The 1,046-nt window shown below is 68.7% G+C and carries 1 protein-coding gene; it reads right to left on the bottom strand.

Going from position 1 to position 1,046, the window contains the following annotated elements:
• Positions 1–73 precede the first annotated feature (73 nt).
• Positions 74–871, bottom strand: a complete 798-nt coding sequence (locus D7X74_RS04475; protein ID WP_120531666.1) for a DedA family protein — start codon at positions 869–871, stop codon at positions 74–76.
• Positions 872–1,046 lie beyond the last annotated feature (175 nt).

The raw sequence follows: 1,046 nt of genomic DNA, 5'->3' as shown, positions 1-1,046 counted from the left end.
AGGCCCGCAACGAAGAACCCCGCTCCCTCAAGCAGAGGGGGCGGGGTCCGGAGGCGGCGTCATCGCTTCCGCGCTACTTGAGCACGTTGGTCGACGGCTCGGAGGGGGAAGGCGCCTTGTCCGCGGGGACGTCGAAGAAGCTGCTGCTGCTGGGGGCTCGCGTTTGCGCCACGCTGTTCTCCAACGACTCCGGCACGGGCGGCAGGGCCACGGGCGGCATCTCGGCACGGGCGGCGGCCTCCGCCGCGAGCTTCGCGTTCCGACGGCGCCGGTACAGGAAGTAGCCCACGCCCAGCACCGCCAGCGAGCCCAGGACGACGACCTGCCCCTCCTTCATCTTCCCAAGCAGCGTCTCCAGCTCACCGCCGAAGTGGAAGCCGAGCCACACGAACGCCGGCGCGGAGAGCAGCGCCGCCACGCCGTCCCACAGGATGAAGCGCCAGTACGCCATGCCCACGGAGCCCGCGGTGAAGTACGTCACCGCGCGCACGCCCGGCATGAAGCGGGCGATCATCACGATCTTCTGGCCGTGCTTGACGAAGAGCGACTCCACCTTCGCGCGCTTCTCCGGCGTGACGATCTTCGCGAAGAAACCTCCACCCTTCGCATCCGGGTTGCGCCCCAACCGGGACCCCAACCTGCGCCCCGCCAGGTAGATCAGGCTGTCGCCCACCAGGATGCCCAGGAACCCCACCGCCATCATTCCAGGCAGGCTGGCCGCGCCCTTGTGCGCCAGCAATCCGCCCAGGATGAGCGTGATGTCCTCCGGCGCCGGCACCCCCAGGCCACACGCCACCAGGATGGCGAAGACCGCCCCATAGGCCAGAAGCCCCTGGGAGTTCAGCAGCAGGTTGGTAAGCAGCTCTTCCACGCGTCGTTCCGTCCAATCACTCGCCGAAGGGTCGCCCGGCAACCACCCGGGCCTGCCCCTTCAGCACCCAGCCATCAACCGGGTGCGGGTCTTGAAAACTCCGGCCGCCAAGCCTCTCACCTCAAGCGCTCCGCCCCCACCACGAAAGCCCGACGCCTCGAAGCTTTCTCCCACC

Source organism: Corallococcus sp. CA047B (assembly GCF_003612065.1).
Taxonomy (GTDB): domain Bacteria; phylum Myxococcota; class Myxococcia; order Myxococcales; family Myxococcaceae; genus Corallococcus; species Corallococcus praedator.
Note: the sequence above shows the minus strand (reverse complement) of the source record. Positions and strands in the feature narration are given on the sequence as shown.